Source organism: Staphylococcus sp. CoH_129_LAB_1 (assembly GCF_058191515.1).
The window spans coordinates 89,280-106,713 of the sequence record NZ_JBXWKZ010000004.1 but is presented as its reverse complement, the minus strand read 5'-3'; the positions used below and the strand labels follow the sequence as shown (position 1 = coordinate 106,713).

Annotated in this window: 17 protein-coding genes and 1 rRNA gene; 4 read left to right on the top strand and 14 right to left on the bottom strand. The window is 29.3% G+C overall.

All coding sequences use genetic code 11. The features are described 5' to 3' along the window. The 4 genes from AC2FB1_RS02630 to AC2FB1_RS02615 form a co-directional block, all read right to left on the bottom strand. A 16S ribosomal RNA gene (locus AC2FB1_RS02630) occupies positions 1 to 295 on the bottom strand; the annotation flags it as partial. A gap of 724 nt (positions 296 to 1,019) precedes the next feature. After that, positions 1,020 to 1,469 carry a peroxide-responsive transcriptional repressor PerR gene (perR, locus tag AC2FB1_RS02625; RefSeq protein ID WP_490673730.1) on the bottom strand — a complete coding sequence of 150 codons (450 nt, stop codon included), beginning with the start codon at positions 1,467 to 1,469 and terminating at the stop codon, positions 1,020 to 1,022. A 95-nt stretch (positions 1,470 to 1,564) separates the two neighbouring features. Further along, positions 1,565 to 2,515 carry an NAD(P)-dependent oxidoreductase gene (locus tag AC2FB1_RS02620; protein ID WP_490673728.1) on the bottom strand — a complete coding sequence of 317 codons (951 nt, stop codon included), beginning with the start codon at positions 2,513 to 2,515 and terminating at the stop codon, positions 1,565 to 1,567. Positions 2,516 to 2,520: 5 nt separating this feature from the next. Next, the gene (locus tag AC2FB1_RS02615) at positions 2,521 to 2,976 is read right to left on the bottom strand and encodes a peroxiredoxin (RefSeq protein WP_490673727.1); all 456 of its coding nucleotides are present in this window, start codon (positions 2,974 to 2,976) and stop codon (positions 2,521 to 2,523) included. A gap of 84 nt (positions 2,977 to 3,060) precedes the next feature. On the opposite strand from AC2FB1_RS02615, the gene AC2FB1_RS02610 reads away from it, so the two are divergent. Continuing rightward, positions 3,061 to 4,350: a glutamate-1-semialdehyde 2,1-aminomutase gene (locus AC2FB1_RS02610; protein ID WP_490673726.1), complete on the top strand. Its 1,290-nt coding sequence runs from the start codon at positions 3,061 to 3,063 to the stop codon at positions 4,348 to 4,350. Positions 4,351 to 4,503: 153 nt separating this feature from the next. Next, positions 4,504 to 5,598: an FUSC family protein gene (locus AC2FB1_RS02605; RefSeq protein ID WP_490673725.1), complete on the top strand. Its 1,095-nt coding sequence runs from the start codon at positions 4,504 to 4,506 to the stop codon at positions 5,596 to 5,598. A gap of 73 nt (positions 5,599 to 5,671) precedes the next feature. Here the strand turns inward: AC2FB1_RS02605 and AC2FB1_RS02600 are convergent, their stop codons facing one another. The 3 genes from AC2FB1_RS02600 to mutY form a co-directional block, all read right to left on the bottom strand. Next, on the bottom strand, positions 5,672 to 7,408 hold the full coding sequence (locus AC2FB1_RS02600) for an ABC transporter ATP-binding protein (protein ID WP_490673723.1): 1,737 nt from the start codon (positions 7,406 to 7,408) through the stop codon (positions 5,672 to 5,674). Positions 7,409 to 7,563: 155 nt separating this feature from the next. Next, on the bottom strand, positions 7,564 to 8,106 hold the full coding sequence (gene ntdP, locus AC2FB1_RS02595) for a nucleoside tri-diphosphate phosphatase (protein WP_017175215.1): 543 nt from the start codon (positions 8,104 to 8,106) through the stop codon (positions 7,564 to 7,566). A 91-nt stretch (positions 8,107 to 8,197) separates the two neighbouring features. Beyond that, the gene (gene mutY, locus AC2FB1_RS02590) at positions 8,198 to 9,244 is read right to left on the bottom strand and encodes an A/G-specific adenine glycosylase (RefSeq protein WP_490673722.1); all 1,047 of its coding nucleotides are present in this window, start codon (positions 9,242 to 9,244) and stop codon (positions 8,198 to 8,200) included. Positions 9,245 to 9,379: 135 nt separating this feature from the next. Here mutY and AC2FB1_RS02585 point away from each other — a divergent pair, with 135 nt between their 5' ends. Beyond that, positions 9,380 to 10,357: a metal-dependent hydrolase gene (locus tag AC2FB1_RS02585; RefSeq protein ID WP_490673721.1), complete on the top strand. Its 978-nt coding sequence runs from the start codon at positions 9,380 to 9,382 to the stop codon at positions 10,355 to 10,357. A 102-nt stretch (positions 10,358 to 10,459) separates the two neighbouring features. Here the strand turns inward: AC2FB1_RS02585 and AC2FB1_RS02580 are convergent, their stop codons facing one another. The 7 genes from AC2FB1_RS02580 to AC2FB1_RS02550 form a co-directional block, all read right to left on the bottom strand. Then, entirely contained in the window at positions 10,460 to 11,254 is a 795-nt protein-coding gene (locus tag AC2FB1_RS02580) for a teichoic acid transporter (RefSeq protein ID WP_490673720.1), read from the bottom strand. Then, a complete protein-coding gene (locus AC2FB1_RS02575; RefSeq protein ID WP_490673719.1) occupies positions 11,233 to 12,750 on the bottom strand; it encodes an ATP-binding cassette domain-containing protein in 1,518 nt (505 codons plus the stop codon). The genes AC2FB1_RS02580 and AC2FB1_RS02575 overlap by 22 nt, the downstream gene beginning before the upstream one ends. Positions 12,751 to 12,765: 15 nt before the next feature. Then, entirely contained in the window at positions 12,766 to 13,080 is a 315-nt protein-coding gene (locus tag AC2FB1_RS02570; RefSeq protein WP_490673717.1) for a YfhH family protein, read from the bottom strand. Further along, positions 13,073 to 13,876 (bottom strand): recombination regulator RecX, encoded by an 804-nt coding sequence (gene recX / locus AC2FB1_RS02565; RefSeq protein ID WP_490673715.1) that lies wholly within the window; start codon positions 13,874 to 13,876, stop codon positions 13,073 to 13,075. Before recX ends, AC2FB1_RS02570 begins: the two co-directional genes overlap by 8 nt. A 168-nt stretch (positions 13,877 to 14,044) precedes the next feature. Beyond that, positions 14,045 to 14,857, bottom strand: coding sequence for a monofunctional peptidoglycan glycosyltransferase SgtB (sgtB, locus tag AC2FB1_RS02560; protein WP_070716814.1), 813 nt, complete (start codon positions 14,855 to 14,857; stop codon positions 14,045 to 14,047). A gap of 443 nt (positions 14,858 to 15,300) precedes the next feature. After that, a complete protein-coding gene (locus tag AC2FB1_RS02555) occupies positions 15,301 to 15,819 on the bottom strand; it encodes a type 1 glutamine amidotransferase domain-containing protein (protein ID WP_002450071.1) in 519 nt (172 codons plus the stop codon). Positions 15,820 to 15,928: 109 nt separating this feature from the next. Then, positions 15,929 to 16,090, bottom strand: coding sequence for an SE1561 family protein (locus tag AC2FB1_RS02550; protein ID WP_002450046.1), 162 nt, complete (start codon positions 16,088 to 16,090; stop codon positions 15,929 to 15,931). 143 nt (positions 16,091 to 16,233) lie between these two features. Here AC2FB1_RS02550 and yfkAB point away from each other — a divergent pair, with 143 nt between their 5' ends. Continuing rightward, positions 16,234 to 17,379, top strand: a complete 1,146-nt coding sequence (gene yfkAB, locus AC2FB1_RS02545; RefSeq protein WP_490673714.1) for a radical SAM/CxCxxxxC motif protein YfkAB — start codon at positions 16,234 to 16,236, stop codon at positions 17,377 to 17,379. The last annotated feature ends 55 nt before the right edge of the window (positions 17,380 to 17,434 follow it).

The window sequence follows — 17,434 nt, the reverse complement described above, 5'->3', positions numbered from 1 at the left end:
TACGTATCGTTGCCTTGGTAAGCCGTTACCTTACCAACTAGCTAATACGGCGCAGGTCCATCTATAAGTGATAGCAAGGCCATCTTTCACTATCGAACCATGCGGTTCGAAATATTATCCGGTATTAGCTCCGGTTTCCCGAAGTTATCCCAGTCTTATAGGTAGGTTACCTACGTGTTACTCACCCGTCCGCCGCTAACGTCAGAGGAGCAAGCTCCTCGTCTGTTCGCTCGACTTGCATGTATTAGGCACGCCGCCAGCGTTCATCCTGAGCCAGGATCAAACTCTCCATAAAATTTATGATGTTTGATTAGCTCATAAAACTAAATAGTGTTTGTAACATTTAAGTTACTTTATTGGAATTAACGTTGACATATTGTCATTCAGTTTTCAATGTTCATTTTAACAATTACATTTAAAAATTATACCAAATATTAATTACTTTTGTCAAGAATTTTTATTTTCTTTTTTAAAAAATTCATTAATATTTCAACAAGTAATATCTTATAATAAATCATTTTCATAATCAATAGTCAAAATTACACTTTCTTAACATTGTTTTAAACTAATTTACTTCGCGTTTTCAAACAATATCTTTTGTTTTTGACGACTTTTATATAATATCAATATTATTATTTAACGTCAATACTTTTTATAATATAAAATCGTTTAATATTTCACGCCTAATGTATTCATTATCTTTAATGAGTATTTTTTATACTAAAACTCTAAAATATTTATTTAATGTCTATTTTTTAAGTTCTTCAATTACTTACAAATAATTATTAACATAATAAAAACGCCTAAGACATCATTTAGCAGTCTCAAGCGTTTTTAATATGTTAACACAGTCAGTGATTGAAACAAAAATGTTTTGGACCAAGCTTTTTAACTCTAAATCCAATGTCCAAAACAGATATTTTCATTAAAACATCTACGTAAAACGAAACTTAGGTTTCATAGCTAGGATGGGAGGGCGAAATCATAATGAATTCTATCCGACTTTCTTACTTTATTCCCTATTCTTTGTTTTTACAATCCTCACACAATCCATAAATTTCCATTCGATGATGTGTTACGTCAAAATTTGTGACATATTGAGCAAGTTGTTCAATTTCATCCAATTGAGGATAGTGGAAATCTACTATTTTACCGCATCGTTCACAAATAACATGATAATGATTATGAGTATTAAAGTCGAACCTACTTGATGCATCTCCATAAGTTAGTTCTTTTACAATACCTATCTTCTTAAATACTCTTAAATTGTTATAAATTGTCGCAACACTTATATTTGGAAAATCAGGTGAAAGTGCTTGATAAATTTCATCCGCTGTAGGATGTGCATGTGAGCTAATTAAAAATTTAACAATAGCTTGTCTTTGAGGCGTAATACGAACGCCTGCCTTTCTCAATGCTACAATTGCTTCTTCAAGCTCATGTTCAATTGATTCTATTTCCGCACTCATCATTTTCACCATCTTTCTACTTTGTAATTATTATTATCTTATTAATAATATAACTATTTTTATATTGCAATGTCAATTGTTCCATTAGTTTTCTATTAATAACCATTAATTAAGTCTACTACGTTCTCACTCATTTCTTCTTTATTGAGAAAATGAGTTAAATTACTTTCAAATATTTCTGTTGCTTCCTTTTTGTTTTCCTTATCATTACCAGTAATATGTGCAGTGATTGTAACATTTTCTAAATTGTAAAGTGGATGTTTGGAATCTAATGGTTCATTTTCGAACACATCCAAGTAAGCATGGCGTATTAACTTTTCTCTAAGTATTTCAATAAGTTCTCTTTCTTCTATTATTGTTCCTCTTCCTACATTAATAAATAAAGTACTTTTCTTCATTAAATTGAAATGATGTTTCTTTAATAAATGGTATGTTTCTTTTGTTTCAGGTAACGTATTAATTATTATGTCCGCTTTTCCTAATAACTTATCCAATTTATTTATTTCATATATTTGATTAAAAGCTGCTTTTTGCTTGCCTGTTTTACTTACACCTATTATCTTCAAATTGAATGGTGCCAATAGCTTTACAGTATCTTGAGCAATAGCTCCAGTACCTAAAAATAAAATCGTTTCGTCTTTCAAACGTTTACCTGTCAAAGTACTATCATAAACATGCTTTTGTTGATTGATAAATGATGTTTTCATTTTTTTATGATCATCTAATATAAAAGTTAGTATATATTCTGAAAGTTGCTTAGATTGTATACCTCTAGTATTAGTTAAAATAATTCCTTTTTTCTTAATACTATCTAATGGTAAGTTATTTACGCCTGTAGCATACCAAGCAATCCACTTTAAATTCGGACAAGACTGAATAAATTTTTCGTCTATACCCCCATCATATCCAATCAGTACCTCGAGTTCTTTTTTTTCATTATCTGGAATATTACTAGCTTTATCATAAAATGAAAATGAAATATTTGGATATTTTTCTATTAATTCATTTTCTATATTACCTAAACGTTTCAAGCTTACAATTTTCATTTATCTCACTCCAGCATTTGTTTTAGTTCATCTATTTGAGTTTTAACTTTTACTTTTTCAATGATATTTATAATATATCCCGCTTCATCTATTACAAACGTTGTTCTCACTATTCCCATATTTTCTTTTCCAAAACTTTTTTTCAAACGATATATTCCTACTGCATTTGATAACTTAAATCCATCATCGACTAATAAATCAAAATTTAGATGATGTTTCTTAACAAAATTTTCATGTTTTTTTCTGGAATCCCCACTAATACCATAAACTTTAACTTTCATATCATTAAAGTATTGTATGTTATCTCTAAAATCACATGCTTCTGTTGTACACGTTGGTGTATTATCTCGTGGATAAAAATATAATATTGCTTTTTCCCCTTTGATTTTTTCGTTAGTAATTAATTCACCATTTTGATTCTCTAATTCAAATTCTGGGAAAAGGTCTCCTATTTGTAACATCGTATCACTCATTTCTTCATATTATTTATGATTATTATGTTACGATAGAAATAAATATTATTAAATAAGAAAGGTTGAGACTCTATGAAATTCACTGAAAGTGAACGTCTTCAAAAGTTATCAAATGAATATATTTTAGGTGGGGTTAATTCTCCTTCACGTTCTTATAAAGCAGTTGGTGGAGGGGCACCTGTCGTCATGCGTGAAGGCCATGGTGCTTATCTTTACGATGTAGATGGGAATAAATATATTGATTATTTACAAGCATACGGTCCAATTATTACTGGTCATGCGCATCCTCATATTACAGAAGCTATCCAAGATCAAGCTGCTAAAGGTGTTTTATATGGTACGCCTACTGAACTTGAAATTAATTTCAGTAAAAAATTACGAGAAGCGATTCCTTCATTAGAAAAAATACGTTTTGTTAACTCAGGAACTGAAGCAGTTATGACTACCATTCGAGTGGCGAGAGCTTATACTAAAAGAAATAAAATTATAAAATTTGCAGGTTCTTATCATGGTCATTCTGATTTAGTTCTAGTTGCGGCAGGTAGTGGGCCTTCTCAATTAGGTTCTCCCGATTCAGCTGGTGTACCTGAAAGTGTAGCAAGGGAAGTCATTACTGTCCCTTTCAATGATATTGAATCTTATAAAGAAGCAATGTCACATTGGGGAAATGAAGTAGCAGCAGTATTGGTAGAACCCATTGTCGGTAACTTTGGTATGGTTAAACCACAGCCAGGATTTTTAGAAGAAGTTAATAAAATAACACATGATTATGGGGCATTAGTGATTTACGATGAAGTGATTACTGCTTTCCGCTTCCATTATGGAGCTGCACAAGACTTATTAAATGTTTATCCAGATTTAACTGCATTCGGTAAAATTGTTGGCGGAGGATTACCAATTGGTGGTTACGGCGGCCGACAAGATATCATGGAACACGTCGCTCCACTAGGACCAGCTTACCAAGCAGGCACAATGGCAGGGAACCCACTTTCAATGAGAGCAGGTATTGCATTACTTGAAGTTCTAGAACAAGATGGTGTATATGAAAAATTAGATGCTTTAGGTAAACGTTTAGAAGATGGTTTAAATAAACTTATTAAAAAGCATAATATTACTGCAACAATTAATCGTGTATACGGATCTCTAACACTCTATTTTACAGACGAAAAAGTAACCCACTACGAACAAGTAGAAAATTCTGATGGAGAAGCATTTGCAAAATTCTTTAAACTTATGCTCAATCAAGGTATTAATTTAGCTCCTTCTAAATTTGAAGCATGGTTCCTAACTACTGAGCATACTGAAAAAGATATTGATCAAACATTAGAAGCTGCTGATTATGCCTTTAGTCAAATGAAATAATATTTGCAATTTAAAAAACCTAAGAATGTTATATTGCGAGTATACATTCTTAGGTTTTTCTATATACGAATACTTGTACAGTTTTATTTGTTGAGTGTATACTAATTTAAAAATACACTAAACTATAAACTTGTTTTTAAAGGAGCGTTGTATTTGAAATTAGGCGCACGTATACTTAAAACTGGAATTGCTATTATTCTCGCCCTTTTTATCGCTTCTTTTTTACCTGATAATGTTGGTTTGAAATCCGTAGCAGGCATAAGTGCTATTTTTGCAATGCAACCAAATCTATACCGTTCAATGAAAACTATATCTGAACAAGCTACAGGTAATCTTATCGGTGCTATATTAGCAGTGATTATGGTAACCATTTTCGGAAAAAATATTGTGATTATGGGTATCACAGTCATTCTACTAATCGCCATTTTGTATAAATTAAACTTGGCGCATGTAGCAACATTAGCAGGTGTCACTGCGTTAATCATTATGGGGCAACATACAGGATCGTTTTATCTTGTAGCAACATTTAGATTTATTTTAGTAATGATTGGAGTTTTAAGTGCTTCGCTTGTAAATCTAGTATTCTTACCTCCAAAATTCGAAACTAAAATTTATCATAATGCGGTTAATATTTCTTCTGACATATTTATATGGTTTAAACTTGTAATTAATGATACTTCTGATTATCATCAGATAAAAGAAGATGGTGAACAGTTAGAATCTCGTATTATAAAATTAGAACAAATTTATGACTACTATCATGAAGAACGTGCTTTTACTAGAAAAGCTGCTTTCCAACAAAATCGTAAAAAAATACTATTCAAAGAGGTTGTTGGAACAACTCGACAAGCTTATGAAGTATTAAACCGTATGGCTAGATATCAACATGATTTGCATAATACGAATCACAACTTATTATTTCAAATCAAGTTAGAGTTAGATTCTTTGACAGCGTATCACGAACAAATTTTAAAAAGTTTATCAAAAAAAGCTCGTTATAATGTAGATGATTTTGATAATCAAATTTTAAATCCTCAAAAGAAAGATCTTATGGATGCTTTTCAATACCAATTAATTCAAAATCCATATCAAGTTGAATATTCATATTCAAATATTATGCAAATCATCGCAGCTATTGAAGAATATCGATATTATTTAGAGCATTTAGATAGACTAAGACTAAGTTTCTTTACGTATCATCGTAATGACACAGATATTGATATTCAAGATGAAGATTTTGATTTATAAAAATCAAATATAATTAAGAAAAGACAAACTTAACTTTGATAGTTAAGTTTGTCTTTTTTTAGTCATGATTGAGTTATAAATCTTGAATACTATATAAATGTTCGTATTCGCCTTTTTTAGCGAGAAGTTCTTTATGTGTACCTGTTTCAACAATTTGACCATGTTGCATAACAATAATTTTATCTGCATGTGTAATTGTTGACAATCTATGAGCTACAATAAGTGTTGTCCTATCTTTACTTAGAACATCTAATGCGTCTTGAATAATTGCTTCACTTTCTAAGTCAAGCGCACTTGTTGCTTCATCTAAAATTAATATAGGTGGATTATTTAAGAAAATACGTGCAATAGATAAACGTTGTTTTTGGCCACCGGATAATTTTACACCCCGTTCTCCAACTTCAGTATCATAGCCATTTGGTAAATTCATAATAAAATCATGAGCATTTGCCATTTTAGCTGCTTCAACGATTTCTTCTTCATTAGCATCAGGACGTCCTAATAAAATGTTCTCTCTGACTGTATCAGAGAATAAAATATTATCTTGTTGAACAAGACCAATTTGATTTCTCAAGCTTCCGGTTAAATAATCTTTAATGTTATGATTATCAATTAAAATTTCACCTTTGCTTACATCGTAGAAACGTGGAATCAAATTAATAAGTGTAGATTTACCTCCCCCACTCATACCAACAAATGCTACTGTTTCACCTTTATTTATATTTAAGTTTATATTTTTTAAAACTAAAGATTCATCTTCATTATATTTAAAACTTACATTTTTTAATTCAATATGACCTTCTTTAATTTCAATAGGTTGAGCACCTTTTTTATTTTTAATGTCATAGTCTTCATCCATTAATTGAAAAACACGGTCCATGGAGGCGAAACTTTGCGTTAAAGTTGTGAATGAAGAAACTAAACGTCTTAATGGTCCAAATAATTGTTCTAAATATCCTACAAAAGCTGCTAAAGTACCTACTGTAATTGAACCAGTAATCGCTAAATATGATCCTACTCCAATAACAATGATAGGACCTAAGTCTGTGACTGTATTAATAGCTGCAAATGAATATGCATTCCATGAAGTATGTTGGAATGCTCTACTTAAAAAGTTTTTATTTTTTTTATCAAAGTTTTTAGCTTCATTATCTTCAATTGCAAAACTTTTTATAACAGACATACCTTGAACACGTTCATGTAAAAAGCCTTGTACTTCTGCTAACGCTTGTGAACGTTTCCGTGTTAATTTTCTTAAGCGTCCAAAGAAAAAATATACTGTAAAGACATAAAAAGGGAAAATAATAATTGCTGCAAGTGTTAACTTAATATCTAAGAAAAACATAATAGAGAGAGCAATAATAATCGTTACGCAATCTAACCAGATATTCATTAACCCAGTTAAAATAAAATCTTTCGTTTGTTCTACATCATTAATCACTCTCGATATGACTTGTCCTACTTGATTATTTGCATAAAATCGAGCACTTAAAGCTTGTAAATGGTTATACAATTGCTTACGAATATCATATAAAATTTTATTACTCGTCCATTGTGCTAAATATTGTCTAAGATATTCAATTGGTGGACGAATAATTAAAAATATAAATAAAGTGATACCTATGGCTATAGCAAGATGATGAAATTTTTCGTTTGTAGATAATGTACCATTATTAATTACCCCATCAATCGCATATTTAATTAATAGTGGGATTAGCATTGGAATACCAAATTTTATTATTCCAATAATTATCGTTGCGAAAATACGATATTTATATGGTTTGACAAATTCTAAATATCGTCGAATCAAGCTGACTCCCCCCTAATTTTATTATCAAAAATTAATAGAGGTTGAACCCTCTATTCATAAACCCATTTGTTTGAGAATGGGCAAGTAGTTTCAACCTCTTATTGACATTACTCAAGTACTATAAACTAATTAATTACTATTTACATTAATTATGCTTAATAATTACGAATTTTTTTATATCTTTGTTTCCATACTTTTATAAAATCAGGAGCAAAAGGACCTTTTTTCTGTTCTATCCATTGTTGTAAAATATCTACATTTCTTCTTAGTATAACGTCAATTTCATGAGGATAGTTCATTTGTTTCATATGTTGTTCATACTCATCCTCATCTAATAAATGATATTTACCATTTGGATAAACTTTAATATCTAAGTCATAATCTATATATTTTAAAGCTTCTTCATCACATACAAAAGGCGAAGATAAATTACAGTAGTAGTAAATGCCATCTTCTCTAAACATACAGATTACATTAAACCAATATTCAGAATGAAAGTACACGATTGCAGGTTCTCTAGTAATCCACGTACGACCATCACTTTCAGTTACTAAGGTATGATCATTTCCACCAATTATGACGTGATCTGTCCCTTTTAAAATCGTAGTTTCAGACCATACTCTATGAATATTTCCATCATGCTTATAGCTTTGGATTTTTATATTTTCGCCTTCTTTAGGTATGGATTCTTTGACCATACTCCACACCACCTTTTAAAGTTTTTACAACTCAAATTATAGCATATTTTTATTAACTTCTTTAAAGAGATATATTAAAGTAATACGTTTTCTATTTTCCAACAATAAATTTATATATTTTACTCATTGATACTGGGAAAGAAAAATCTTCTCGATTTTTTAGGTCAAACCATACCATAAATTCTGGTAATTGTGCTGATTCAATATTTACATCTTCAATCACACTATAAACATTTATATTCCAAATTTTATGTGTAAATTGATGCTTTAATTGAAATATTGCATTACTAGCTAAAGTTAACGACTGATTTAACTTATTTTCTAGTTTTCGAACCCCATTAGGGCTCTCATACATTGGAAATTGCCACATACCATTGAGTAAATTCTCCTGACGTTTTTCAATCAAATATTGTCCTTTTTGATTTCTAACTAAAAAAACCTCTTGATTAATTATTTTCTTTGTCTGTTTTTTAGTCTTGATTGGTAAATCTGATATAGTTCCTTCTCGAAATGCTTCACAATTTTCCTGTACTGGACAAAATAGGCATAATGGATTCTTAGGTGTACAGACCGTTGCCCCCAATTCCATCATCGATTGATTAAATGTACCCGCTTCTTCTTGTACATAAGGTTCGAGCTCTTTTTCAAATGCTTTTCTAGTAGATTGTAATTTAATATCCCGATAATCATTATTGAGTCGAGCCCATACTCTAAACACATTTCCATCTACAGTAGCTAAAGGATAATTAAAAGCAATACTCATTACAGCTGCTTGAGTATATGGCCCTACTCCCTTTAATTTACCAAAATCTTTAGGAGAGGATGGCACTTCACCATTATAATTATGATGCACTTCTTTAATTGCTGTATGAAAATTACGTGCACGACTATAATATCCAAGACCTTCCCAATACTTTAATACTTCATCTTCTTGGGCTTCACTTAAAGTTTCAACTGTAGGAAATCGATTAATAAATTTATAGTAATAATCAATCACAGTTTTAACTTGCGTTTGTTGAAGCATAACTTCACTTAGCCATATATAGTATGGATTAGTCGTTTCTCTCCAAGGCATTTCTCGTTGATTTTTTTCAAACCATGTCACAATATTATTTTTAAATGTCATTTCATTAAACATTAAATTATCCTTTCTATTACATAGATATTATTATAAATTATGATACTTTCTAATATTTGATAATTCTCTTAATTTTGTTATTCTAATTTTTAGATTATAATATATATTAAATCAAGATGAAAAGAGTGAACTTTTATGGATACAGCCACTCATATTGCTATTGGCATTGGGCTAACTGCTTTAGCTACACAAGATCCAGCAATGTCGCATTCTATGACTGCTACTGCAACAACTTTAATTGCAGGTTCTTTAATACCTGATGGCGATACTGTTTTAAAATTAAAAAATAATGCAACTTATATTTCACATCATCGTGGTATTACACATTCCATACCCTTTACGATTTTATGGCCGATACTACTTGCATTTATAATATACGTTATCTTTCCACAAGTAGATGTGACTCATATTTGGATGTGGGCTCAATTAGCCGTATTTTTACATGTTTTTGTAGATATCTTTAATTCATATGGAACGCAAGCACTTAGACCTATATCAAATAAATGGATACAACTCGGTGTAATTAATACATTTGATCCAATTATTTTTTTATTATTATGTATAGGAATTATATTATGGTTATTAGGTGTTCATCCATATATAGTGTTCTTCCCAATTATTGGATTTTTAATTATTTATTATATCGTTAGATTTAAAATGCAATCAATTATCAAATCTCAAGCATTGAAACAAATTCATAAAGAACATCACCCTGTGAAAATTTTTGTTGCACCTACTATAAAGTTTATGGAATGGCGTGTAGCTATTCAAACCGAAAACTATGACTATGTAGGTAGAGCTTATGGTCGTAATATAACTTTTAGTGATAAAGTAAAACGTCAACAATTTTCACCCGATACACTTTTATGGCAAATAAAGAGTAATCCTGAAATAAGAACTTTTTTAAACTTCTCTTCTATCTATCGTTGGCAAACACGCACACTTGATGATCAAACAACTGAGATACGATTGATAGACTTACGTTATCTAAATAAAGGACATTATTCTTTTGCAGCAATTGCCCATCTTACTCAAGATCAAAAAATTGATCATTCATATATTGGCTGGGTATTTACAGAAGAAAAACTTCAAAAAAAATTATACTCTCATTAATATCTATAACTTAAACAACCCCTAGATGGCTTTTTGACAGTCATTTAGGGGTTATTATTAAATCACAAAAATATATATTCCTTATAGAGATTTAATTTTATATTAAATATATTTATATTTCTTATGTGCAACAATCCGAGTTAAAACAAAATTAATCACTCCAATTAATATTAGAAAGACTATAAAATAAATGTGATACACAATGTTATACATATTTATAGCACCAAAAACAATCGAAGATGATAATCCATCAATCAAATAATATAATGGATTAATTTTTAATATTTGATTAATTATATTTGCCTTATCATTCGGTATAAAAATGATAGGTACTAAAAAGAATAATACAACTGTCCCTATCACATATAATTTAAATACCTTTTTACTTATTAAAATCAATAAACCTAATGTTATTGATATAAACACAATAAATATAATCGTCATTAACATAAAGTAGACAAAAGAAATAAACGACGTTTCAAGGTTTACTGGCTTAAAGATTGACGTAATCAACGATAAAACATAGATTATTATAGCTCCTATAAGTGCGTTAATGATAGGCGTTATAATAGGTGTTAGTTGAAATGATTTAGCAATAAGATAATCCTGATTATATAATTTGAATGATTTATAAATAATATAAGTAATGGTTACAAAAGCACAGAACGTAATCATTCGATATATCCATTGTGCCTTTTCAACTTCTTCCATATTAAAGAAATACATCAATCCAATTACTATACCTATGATGATTAATTGTATTAAAAATAAAATTGCATCATGTTTCCATGTGTCTTTCACTTTTGCTTTAGCCAAATGTAAAAGTGATGGAAAATGTTTAAAATATAATATTAACTTATCTATCATGTTTGCACCTACAATTCGATATAAATCCATTTACTATTTTTCATATCTGCAATTAAATAGCCATTATTTAATTTTGAAATCCATACATCACCTTTAATTTTAAACTTATATTCTAATTTTGATTTATCTACTATAGGAAACACAAAACCAGTTAACTTATTTTCATCATTAAATAACATTTTAATAGGTTGTTGTGTAATAGGCACCACAAATCGTTGGTCTTTTTCAGGAACAAGCGTCTTTTTAACTTGTTTATGTGATTTATGTAATTGAGTATTAAAATAATCAACATATTTACTGTAGTTTGATTTCATATATGGAGCTAAAGTGCTAAATTCATGTTTTTCATATAATGCAGCAGGATTAAAATAATAAATTTTATTTTTACCTACTTCGTAAGTATTATTATCGACAATTAAGCGGTATTTTGAAGCACTTTCTCCAGTAATTGTTACAAAAGAATATTTCGGCATTTCAATATCTTGATGACTTGATAGTGTCATGTTCTCGTTTAGAACTATTCCATAAGCCAATTTATTTTCAAATGGATCTGTGTTTTGATTTTGAACTTTCTTTTGAGATTCGTTGATGGGAATTTCAATTTTACCCATATTATTCACTACTAATACACCAAGTATAACTAAGACGATTAAAGTTGAAACTAAAAGTGTCCAAAATTTAACTATGAAATCTGGAACTTTTACATGTTTGTATCGTTCAACTCTCTTAAAGTTATAACTCATTTCCGGTAATCTACTTCTACTTTTCTTCCAATCTAAATCAAAGTTCTTCAGTGTTTCTTCGTCTTCAATACTTAATCTATCTCTTTCATGATCATTAAATATTGGTAAAACTTCTTTTAAAGATCCTTCCATACGCACTTGTCCGTGAGAAATCCATGCAACATAGTTGCTTACTTGAGATATTTTAGAAATATCATTGTCTATAAATATAATTGATAAGTCATTAGACACATAATCTCTTGAAAGTTGTTTCGCCTTATTTAAAAAATCTTCATCAAGATGCTCAAGAATATGACTTAAAATAATAATTTCTGTCTTACATACTCTTGCAACACTTAAAATCAATTGCGCATACTCAGAGTGACTAAGTTTGTTTACTTGCATTGAAGATTTATCATCTAAATGTGCATATTTAATAATTTGATCAACATTATGTGAAGACGTCTTGTAATTAAATAAGCGTTGCGTTTCTTCAATATAATTTTTAACAGACATATTTAATAAATGTTTGTCTTTTATATCTCCATAGTAGATACTTGCAGATTGAACAACTTTCCCTCTATCTGGTGCAATGTCTTGCGCCATAATTCTACCAATCAATGTCTTAGATGAACCAGGCTCTCCTATAAGTGCAAGGGCTTCTCCTTGATAAATGTGTAAAGATATTTTGTTTAATTCTATGTCTTCTGCGGCATATCCAAACGGAAGGTACCACTTTTTATTCCTTTTGTTTCTATAGTATTGTGTAACATTTAATAATTTTAAAACGATTGAACTTCCCATTTGTGTTACATCCTTCTAAATTTTTAATAATGCAATGGGTAAACCCTCTTCAGGATTCGTACTATTTATTCTATAACCCCAAGCAAAAATCCCTTTTAAACGTTCAACTTTAAAGTATTGTTCACTACCATCATTTAATTTATACATTCTGCCTATTTTAAGTTTAGAACGATCCACTAAATAACTCTCCGCTACAATAACTTTACTTTGGTAAACATCATATTCATTCATTATGCCGTTCATTTCAGCTTTACGCATTTTTTCTTTACATATTTGTATTTCGTGTCTCAATTCTTGTTCAGACATTTCACTTAATCGTTTGTCACTCATCTAAAATACCACTTTCTTCTAATTTAATTTTTATTTTATCATAATTATATCCTTTTCTCATAAGTGACTCTATTGTTTTCATTTTTAATGTATTACCATCATATTTACGACGTTGTTTATTATAAACTTTTTCTAAATCTTTTTGTAATAAATCATCTAACATTTCATCGTCTTGATTAAAATCTAATTCATTAAGTATATATTGAGCAGTTTCCATTGTATATCCTTTTTGTATCAAGCTATGCATCACTTTTTGCTTTACTTTAACGGCAGGACCTTTTTTAGTCTTCATTATTTTTTTAGCAACATGAATAATTGATTCTATAGGCTGTTCTTCTTCGTATCGTGTAGCATATGTATCTATAATATTAGGTTCTACTCCAACTTGATATAGTTTTTGTTTAAATATTTCAGGTCCTTTATTTGTTGTATGAATCATTGTATTTTTTAAACTTTCAGCGTAATCTTCATGATTAATATATTGTTCTTTATAACAATATTCAATCACTTTCTGTATTGCTGTCTCATTGATATCATTCTTTTTCAGATAATCACTAATTTCTTTTTCAGTTCGTTTTTTATATGATAAATATTGTATTGCCATATTAATCCCTAGACGATAGTGTTCATATTTTTGGATTTTTTCCATTTCAGTAGCATCTATCACTTGGTTCTTTTTCAAATTAAATTTAACGAGTGTATCTATATCAATCCCCATCTCAAACGCTTCATCAAGAAAGAGATTAAATCGTTCTTTATTATTTTTTTGTACTTCTATTTTAGTAATTTTTGGCATCATTATTCTCCTCATACTAATTGAAAATAGTATTTTAATAATACAATTATTTTATAATAGAAAGTCTAACACACATAGTATTTGATATTAAAAAAGAGCGAAATGGAATTTTATTTATTCTCATTCTCACTCTTAGTTTATATTCAATTAAATTGTTATATTACTATATTAATAATTATTAAGTTGTGATAAGGCTTCTTGATATTGACTGTCAGAAATATAATTCTGTTGTCTCATTTTTTCTAAATTCACTTTAATTCGATTCTTGAAATTATTTGATACGTTATTGATATCATATACACTTGGGGCATTAACTTTACTTGCTAGCATTGCACTTTGTAATACAGTAATAATCGGATGACTACTATTATTTTGATTTGTAGTTGCACCAAAATAATAATTTGCTGCACTTTCAATATCATATTGATTATTACCATAGTAAATATTATTCAAATAAAAACTTAATATTTGATTTTTACTGTATTGCTGTTCAACTTTATGAGCGACAAATAATTCTTTTAGTTTACGTGTAAATGAACGTTCATTATTGTAATAATAGTTTTTTACAGTTTGTTGAGTAATGGTACTCCCACCTTGTACATCATGTTCACCAATCGTTGAAAATAATGCACGTGTTGTACCTTTGATATCGAATCCATGATGTTTAGAAAAACGTTCATCTTCCATAGATATAAATGCGCCCTTAACATAATTCGGCATATTGTCTGATGATACAAAATTACTCTTATTTTCAATCGTTTGTAAATCATCGACATTCGCTCTAGATGATAAAAAATACATTAATCCAATAAACAAAGCAAATATAACAATAAATATAATAAACATTCTTAGAAAGAGCCGTTTACTTTTCTTCTTTTTCGGTGGTGAACCCACAGGTTGATAATAGGTATTATAATGAGGCTCATTTTGATCATAAGTTGTTTTCTCTTTTGGATAGTTATCTCTTTGTCTTCTTTTCATAAGCTTGCTCCTTTACTTAAAGGTCACTCTATAATTGAGAGTTTAACAGTAAGTGTTATTTTTATCTATATAAACAATCAAAAATCAGTCTCAAGGTGTATTATTGATTTTTATATAGCTTAAATTTTCAAGTTACTTTAAAGAAGATAGAGAGAGATTATTTAAATATGGATAAACGGATTTAAACAACTATATGAAGTTCATAAATATATGAATTCTTAAAAGTAACATTTAAAACGTATTTTCTCTATTTCTGGAAAACAAATCAATCAGACGCTTACGAATCGACACGACTTGTAATGATACATTCTCAGTTTCATTGGAGTCTACTCCAGAATACAATTACATTGTAATTCAATCATCGACTATCAACACATTAAAAATGCCTGAGACAATTACATATGTCTCAGGCTCAACTATAACTTTCAAAAAGTTATTTTAGATTAATCATTTAATTTTTTAACAATTTCTCTATTGAAGTCATCTAAATCATCAGGTACACGACTTGTTACAATATTATTATCAACTACTACTGATTCATCAACAACATTTGCACCTGCATTTGATAAATCTTTACGAACATTTAATACTGCAGTTAACGTGCGACCATTTAAATCATCAGTATCAATTAGAACTTGAGGTCCGTGACAAATAGCAAATGTTGGAACATCATTTTTAGTGAAGTATTTTGCAAATGTTCCATAACGTCCTTCTGCATCTCCACGTAAATTATCTGGAGAGAAACCACCAGGAATTAATAATGCATCATAATTTTCTGGTTTAGCATCAGCAATACTTACATTTACTGTAACTTTTTCGCCGTGTTTCCCAACAACTTCAGCATTCGCAGTATCTCCAATAACTTCAGTTTCAAATCCTGCTTCTTCTAATGCTTCTTTAGGACTTGTTAATTCTATATCTTCAAATTCATCTGCTAAAATAATTGCTACTTTTTTAGTCATAATCAAAATCACCTTTTCTTTCATTTTATTATATTTAATTTATAGACAAATTTAAGATATTTTAAACGTAAATATTAAATTTAGTTAAAAATTTTTTCATGCTCCACGATTACTTAGAAACTAACTTAACTTTTTCTTCTAATTGATCTAATAGTCCAATCCATTCATCAATATCTTTTACACTTACTTCATCCGGATTAACATGATCAATATCTTCTAAAAATTTAGATAATCTTGTTTTAATTTGTTCAATAGTTTGTTTTTCATCCATCGGAATTTAACTCCTTATAAATAATATTTTTAACTTTTATTCATAACTATCCTAACAAAATTTGACAAAAAGAGATATAATTCTAATAATATTTATTGTAATTTTGTAAAGTAGAATGTTTTAAAAGTTTAGGAGTTTTTATAATGATAACATCAAAAATTAAACAAGCAATCTCAATTTATAATGATCCATGGGAAGCTTATAATGATATTAAACAATTCGATCAACTCACTTTAAGTAATGTAGAATTTACTACTACAAATTTATGTAATATGAGATGTAGTCACTGTGCAGTTGGTTATACGTTACAAACAAAAGATCCTGATCCATTACCTATGAACCTTATTTACCAACGCTTAGATGAAATCCCCAATTTACGTACTATGTCGATCACAGGTGGAGAACCTATGTTTTCAAAGAAATCTATAAAAAACGTAGTTAAACCTTTATTAAAATATGCTCATCAAAGAGGCATATATGTACAAATGAACTCAAATTTAACTTTACCTCAAGATCGATATTTAGATATTGCAGAATATATTGATGTTATGCATATTTCTCATAATTGGGGAACTATTCAAGAATTCACTGATGTAGGATTTGGTGCAATGAAAAAACAACCTCCCCTTAAGGCAAAACTTAAATTGTATGAGCAAATGTTAGATAATGCTAGCACTTTATCTGATCAGGGTATGTTTGTTTCTGCAGAGACAATGTTAAACCAAAGCACCTTACCTTATTTGGATAAAATTCACAAGGAAATTGTTAATGATATGAAATGTCGTCGTCATGAAGTTCATCCTATGTACCCTGCAGACTTTGCAAGTCAGCTAAATGTGTTATCCTTAAAAGAAATGAAACAAGCAATCCATCACTTGCTAGATATACGTGATAAAGATATTTGGATGCTATTCGGTACCTTGCCAATTTATCCTTGCATTAACGATGAAAATGACCAACTTTTACTTGAGCGTTTAAGAAATGAAAAAAATGTCACTGTTCGAAATGATCCCGATGGTCGTAGTCGCTTAAATGTAAATGTATTTAGTGGAGATGTTATTGTAACGGATTTTGGTGATGAAAATGGAACAATTTCTAACATTAAAAATGATAAGCTAACTGATGTGTTTGATGCCTGGTTATCAACAGATTTAGCAAAATCTTTAAATTGTCATTGTGAAGCTTTCCAATGCTTAGGGCCAAACGTACTAGTTAAAAATATGTATTATCCAAATACTAACTTTAGAGAAAACGAAATCGCAATGCATACTGAACATATTTTCCAATAAAATTAAAAGCCATTTCATATGAGTCATATCATATGGAATGGCTTTTATTAGAAAT

Coding starts and splice junctions, on each gene's coding strand:
- perR (WP_490673730.1), bottom strand. CDS start 1,469: ATGAGTGCGGAAATAGAATCAATTGAACATGAGCTTGAAGAAGCAATT.
- AC2FB1_RS02620 (WP_490673728.1), bottom strand. CDS start 2,515: ATGAAAATTGTAAGCTTGAAACGTTTAGGTAATATAGAAAATGAATTA.
- AC2FB1_RS02615 (WP_490673727.1), bottom strand. CDS start 2,976: ATGTTACAAATAGGAGACCTTTTCCCAGAATTTGAATTAGAGAATCAA.
- AC2FB1_RS02610 (WP_490673726.1), top strand. CDS start 3,061: ATGAAATTCACTGAAAGTGAACGTCTTCAAAAGTTATCAAATGAATAT.
- ntdP (WP_017175215.1), bottom strand. CDS start 8,106: ATGGTCAAAGAATCCATACCTAAAGAAGGCGAAAATATAAAAATCCAA.
- mutY (WP_490673722.1), bottom strand. CDS start 9,244: ATGTTTAATGAAATGACATTTAAAAATAATATTGTGACATGGTTTGAA.
- AC2FB1_RS02585 (WP_490673721.1), top strand. CDS start 9,380: ATGGATACAGCCACTCATATTGCTATTGGCATTGGGCTAACTGCTTTA.
- AC2FB1_RS02580 (WP_490673720.1), bottom strand. CDS start 11,254: ATGGATTTATATCGAATTGTAGGTGCAAACATGATAGATAAGTTAATA.
- AC2FB1_RS02575 (WP_490673719.1), bottom strand. CDS start 12,750: ATGGGAAGTTCAATCGTTTTAAAATTATTAAATGTTACACAATACTAT.
- AC2FB1_RS02570 (WP_490673717.1), bottom strand. CDS start 13,080: ATGAGTGACAAACGATTAAGTGAAATGTCTGAACAAGAATTGAGACAC.
- recX (WP_490673715.1), bottom strand. CDS start 13,876: ATGCCAAAAATTACTAAAATAGAAGTACAAAAAAATAATAAAGAACGA.
- sgtB (WP_070716814.1), bottom strand. CDS start 14,857: ATGAAAAGAAGACAAAGAGATAACTATCCAAAAGAGAAAACAACTTAT.
- AC2FB1_RS02555 (WP_002450071.1), bottom strand. CDS start 15,819: ATGACTAAAAAAGTAGCAATTATTTTAGCAGATGAATTTGAAGATATA.
- AC2FB1_RS02550 (WP_002450046.1), bottom strand. CDS start 16,090: ATGGATGAAAAACAAACTATTGAACAAATTAAAACAAGATTATCTAAA.
- yfkAB (WP_490673714.1), top strand. CDS start 16,234: ATGATAACATCAAAAATTAAACAAGCAATCTCAATTTATAATGATCCA.